This is a genomic window from Cupriavidus sp. KB_39 (assembly GCF_052114485.1).
Taxonomy (GTDB): domain Bacteria; phylum Pseudomonadota; class Gammaproteobacteria; order Burkholderiales; family Burkholderiaceae; genus Cupriavidus.
The window spans coordinates 1-4,829 of sequence record NZ_JBFREV010000085.1; the positions used below are offsets into that span (position 1 = coordinate 1).

At 63.1% G+C, this 4,829-nt stretch carries 7 protein-coding genes; all 7 read left to right on the forward strand.

What is annotated here, in order from left to right:
• Nucleotides 1–463 (forward strand): DUF3304 domain-containing protein (locus AB4Z27_RS28420; protein ID WP_441645897.1); only part of this gene is annotated, 463 nt, incomplete at its 5' end.
• A 119-nt stretch (nt 464–582) separates the two neighbouring features.
• Nucleotides 583–921 (forward strand): DUF3304 domain-containing protein, encoded by a 339-nt coding sequence (locus AB4Z27_RS28425; RefSeq protein WP_441645898.1) that lies wholly within the window; start codon nt 583–585, stop codon nt 919–921.
• 22 nt (nt 922–943) lie between these two features.
• Entirely contained in the window at nt 944–1,384 is a 441-nt protein-coding gene (locus tag AB4Z27_RS28430) for a DUF3304 domain-containing protein (protein ID WP_441645899.1), read from the forward strand.
• A gap of 24 nt (nt 1,385–1,408) precedes the next feature.
• Nucleotides 1,409–3,070, forward strand: a complete 1,662-nt coding sequence (locus tag AB4Z27_RS28435; protein WP_441645900.1) for a T6SS phospholipase effector Tle1-like catalytic domain-containing protein — start codon at nt 1,409–1,411, stop codon at nt 3,068–3,070.
• Between the two features lie 15 nt (nt 3,071–3,085).
• Complete coding sequence (locus AB4Z27_RS28440) at nt 3,086–3,337, forward strand: PAAR domain-containing protein (protein ID WP_441645901.1); 252 nt, start codon at nt 3,086–3,088, stop codon at nt 3,335–3,337.
• Nucleotides 3,338–3,347: 10 nt separating this feature from the next.
• Entirely contained in the window at nt 3,348–4,580 is a 1,233-nt protein-coding gene (locus tag AB4Z27_RS28445; RefSeq protein ID WP_441645902.1) for a hypothetical protein, read from the forward strand.
• On the forward strand, nt 4,580–4,829 hold a 250-nt coding region (locus AB4Z27_RS28450), incomplete at its 3' end, for a hypothetical protein (protein WP_441645903.1). The genes AB4Z27_RS28445 and AB4Z27_RS28450, both read left to right, overlap by 1 nt.

Here is a 4,829-nt window from a genome sequence, read left to right on the forward strand (position 1 = left end):
ACCACCAGCTTCAGGCGGCACGAATCGATTCAAAGCAACGCGCCCGCGGGCGTGGGCAGGCAGTCTGCTAGCCGCACTGTCGCTAGCGATTTCCGGTTGCGGTGACGAGCCTATTGCTGTGTCAATGGTTGGCTATAACCACACCGATGAAGGGATTTACGCCTTCGAGGTAGACGGGCACGGCGGTCCATACATCGGCCCGCACGAGGGCGGTGGCAATTTCACTTGTTGCGTCACGGTGCCACGGGCCCACAAACCTGGCACGACGGTGAAAGTCAGATGGGTCAACCACATCAAGGATGTTCCGCAGGTGCGGATCGTCCCCGTGCCGCCCTACGGGCCAGAGGAAATTGGAAGGTTTGCCGTCCATTTCCTGCGCGACGGCAACGTCAAGGTGTTCGTGACCATGATGGCTCTGCGTCATCCTGACTATCCCTTGAAGGGCGACGAGGCGCGCAAGTAACCACAGTTTCATGAGTCATGCCTTACACAGTAGCGCGCCCACGGGCGTGGATAGCCGGCCTGCTAGCAGCATTGCCACTGGCAATGTCCGGTTGCGGCGACAAGCCCATCGCGGTGTCAATGGTTGGCTACAACCACACGGACGTGGGGATCTACGCGTTTGAGGTCAACGGTCATGGCGGACCGAATATCTGGCCGCACGAGGGCGGCGGAAAGTTCACTTGTTGCGTCACGGTGCCACGGATCCACAAGCCTGGCATGACGGCGAAGGTCAGATGGGTCCATCGCATCGACGATGTGCCGCAGGAGCGGATCGTGCCGGTACCTCCTTATGGACCAAGGGATGGCGGAATGTTCGCCGTCCACTTCCTGCGCGACGGCAATGTCAAGGTGTTCGTGACCATGATGGGTCTTGGACATCCCGACTATCCCTTGAAGGGCGACGAGGCGCGCAAGTAACCACAGTTCCACGAGGAGAGTCATGCCTTACATAGTAGCGCGCCCACGGGCGTGGATAGCCGGCCTGCTGGCAGCATTGTCACTGGCAGTGTCCGGTTGCGGCGAGGAGCCAATCTCAGTGTCAATGGTTGGATACAACCACACCGATGTGGGCATCTATGCGTTCGAAGTCAATGGCTATGGCGGTCCAAATATTGGAGCGCACGAGGGCGGCGGAAAGTTCACCTGTTGCGTCACGGTGCCACGGATCTACAAGCCTGGCACGACGGTGAAGGTTCGATGGGTCAATCGCATCGACGATGTTCCGCAGGAGCGGATCGTCGCCGTGCCGCCCTACGGGCCGGAGGAAATCGGAAGGTTCGCGGTGCATTTTCTGCGCGACGGCAACGTCAAGGTGTTCGTGACCATGATGGCTCTGCGTCATCCTGACTATCCGTTGAAGGGCGACGAGGCACGCAGATAAAAACATTTAGAGAGGAGAGGAACCATGCCTTACAGCATTACGATGCCGTTGAAAATTCCTGCGAGTGGCACGCGCGATCTCACAGCACGGGAGACTGCCCAGCGGGCCAGGGCAATGGCGTGTATCCGGCAGAAGGCTCCTGGCCAATGCGGTGGCCAGGTGTTTGTGGGTCTGTACTTCGACGGCACCGGCAACAATATGCACTGGGAGGAGCCAGGTCTCGGAGCTACGCAGATGGCGGCCGGGAAACATAGCAATATTGCTCGCCTTTACAAGGCCGGGATCGATGTCCCTGACGAAGGATTCTTCTCCCACTACATACCAGGGGTCGGTACTCCTTTCCCTGAGATTGGCGACGTCGGTGGGATGCTTGGTCTGGCTGCAGGCCACATGGGAGCGGACAGGATCAACTGGGCAATTACCCGGATCCTCGATTCGGTGCACGAGTACCTGACCGGAGTGTCCTTGTTTGGTACTGGGCAAGCCCGAACCGTCGTCAACAACGCGAGCAAAACCGGATTCGAAACCTGGGTTCGCCGCCAAGTCCTGAGCACCTGGGAGAAAAAGCTGGAAGCGGTCGTGAAGAACCGCGAACGCAAGGTCACGCACATCAACATCGCCGTGTTCGGCTTCTCTCGTGGCGCAGCCACAGCGCGCGTGTTCGCCAACTGGCTTCTCCAGTGGCTGGAACAGGAGAATGGTGGCTACCGCCTCGCCGGCATTCCGTTGCGCATCTATTTCATGGGTCTGTTCGATACCGTGGCGTCGGTCGGCGTGGCCGACATGCTGCCCGGTTTCGATGGCCGTATGGACTGGGCGACGCCCGCGAATCTCGAGATCCATCCCGCCGTGGAGCAGTGCGTCCACTTCGTAGCGCTGCACGAGCAGCGCGCGAGCTTTCCGCTCGAGCTTGCCGCACGGGCCACGCAGGTAGCGTATCCAGGCATGCATTCCGACGTGGGTGGCGGCTATCGTCCCGGGGAACAGGGCAAGGCGATGCCCGGCGGCGGTCTGTCGTCGCCACATTTGTCCCAGGTTCCGCTTATCGACATGCATCATGCCGCGCTCGTCGGCGGTGTACCGCTCAGGAGCATGGAGGAAATCAAGGAAACGCCTGACGTTGCCCCAGACTTCGATTGCCCGCCGGCACTGGCGGCCGCAGTGAACAATTTCTTCGACCATTGCGGGATCAAGACGTCGGCGAAGGGCAAGGATGGCGTGGTGGCCGTCCTACGATCCCACACGCTGCAATACCTGCAATGGCGAGACGGCCTTCTCCGGCCAGGTCGTCTAATGGAGAACCGACGTTTCTTCAGAGAGGCACACCTGAGGACCGACCGGGCGCAACTACGGGAAGCCCTCAAGGATTTCACCGCGCAACTTGTCGATCTCCGCGTCTGGGCCCAGGACACCGGGGTTGCAGCAGTGGCGCTCGATGGCGTGGCGAGATTGAATCCCATTGCCGGCGCCGTGCTTCGCACTACGCGAGGCCGGCGCGCCGGACCCGTGGATGCCGAGACGCTCCGCATGCTCGAAGCGGTCAGCCTTGGCGCCACATTGCCCCCCGCCGTGCAGCACCTGATGGAYGACTACATCCACGACTCGCGGGCCGGCTTCCGGATTGGCGGAATGATGGAGCCGAGGGAGYTRACCGACGGCTACTTCCGCTATCGCCGTGTTTTCTGAATCGGGAGRRYGGAYATGASKGATCTCATCCGATTGGGCGACGCCACCGATCACGGCRGCAAGGTGGTCAGCGCCTCCGCCACCATGCGCTACGACGGCCGCGCGGTGGCACGCATGGGCGACAGCGTGTCGTGCCCCCGGCATCCGGAAGTGCGTCCCAACCTGATCATCGAGGGCGATGCTTCCATGCWGGATCATGGCGTGCCCATCGCGCGGCACGGCCATCGCGCCACGTGCGGGTGCAAGCTGATTTCAAGTCTTCTGTGAGGCCCGGCCCATGACAGTGGAATTGCCGCGTTCAACGCTCGACGCCGAGCCACCGGTGCGGCCAGCAACAGCCGTGTGGCTGTGCTTGCTGGCCGCCTTTCTGGCGGCTGGCGCCCTCTTGACCTTGCTGGCGTGGCCCAAGGACGCACCGACAGGAACACCGTGGTTCTGGATGTGCCTGGTCGGCTTTCCGTTGCTCGGGTGGTGCGTGCTATTCGGCTTCCGGCTCCACTTCTACGAAGATGAGATGAACCGTCTGACCGCCACGGCGGACGCCCGGCAGCGCGAATTCGAAGCTGCCGTGGCATTCGGCGCCGAGCCGCTAGCGGTGCTCCACGCCGCGTATCTTTGCGCGATGCGGACCGGTTGCGCATCCGGTCTGATCCTGGAGCGGGATTCGGTTCTCGTTGCCCACTCGCCGCGCCCGCATCTGCCGCCGGTTCGCCATTCCARGCTGCCGCTGGCCGAGGAAGTGGAGCCGGGTGGCCGCTATGCGGAAGTGTTCGAAGCCATTCTCGGACAACTGGAAATGCCGCTACGCGCGTTGCCCCCGAGCGTGCCGCTGGATGTCACGTTGCAGGTGTCCGATGGCGTCGATCCGGCGCCGCTTCGCCACGCCTGGCAGACATGCTGGACAGCCACGGGCCTCCATCAYGTTGARGCCTCGGTCCTCCCAGCCAATGATGGGCTGATGGCGCTCGATGCCTGGCTAGACGAGACGGGTGGCCCGGCGCTGGAACGATTCCGCCTCTTCGTTGCCGTCCAATTGCACGAGACGCCGCCACAGAACAGCGCCGAGGCGGCCGTCGCGCTGCTATTGGGCTGGGCGCCATTGGYGGAGCGGCTTGAGCTGCCCGCCRTTGCCACGCTACATCGGCCTGTGGCCGCCGCCCATGGCCTCGCCGACACCATCCGGACAGCCGCGCTGTTCGGCCAGATAACGCCGGATGCCTTGACACACCTGTGGCAATCCGGCCTGCAGAAGGCCGAGAAGGCGGCCATGCTGACCGAGGGCTCGGATATCGCCTTGGGCGCGGTGCAGACCGATGCATTCGCCGGCGTGCATGACATTGATGCGGCGCTGGGCAACCCTGGCGTGGCCACCCCATGGCTTGCCGCTGCACTGGCTGTAGAGAATGCCCGGCAGCGTGGCGAGCCGCAATTGATTGCGTGCAGGGAAAGCACGCTTTGCCTGGCAGTCGTACGCCCCCCGGCTGGCCCCAAGGAACAGGAAACAACGTGATGACACATCCAAAGAGCCGGGGGTACAMCATCGTGGTCTCCGCCATGACGGCGGCGGTCGCAGCCACGGCATACCTGATGGGCGATGGCAGCGACTCCGCCCGGCGGCAAGCGGTCATTGCGATGATCGTGGGCGCCGCAGTGCTCCTGATGCGTGGTCCGGTCGCCGCGGCGTGGAAGGTGCTGGCCGCCCGATCGGCCCGAGACACGCCGCACCAGCGCGATCCGGCAGCGCGCCGGGGCAGGCGGG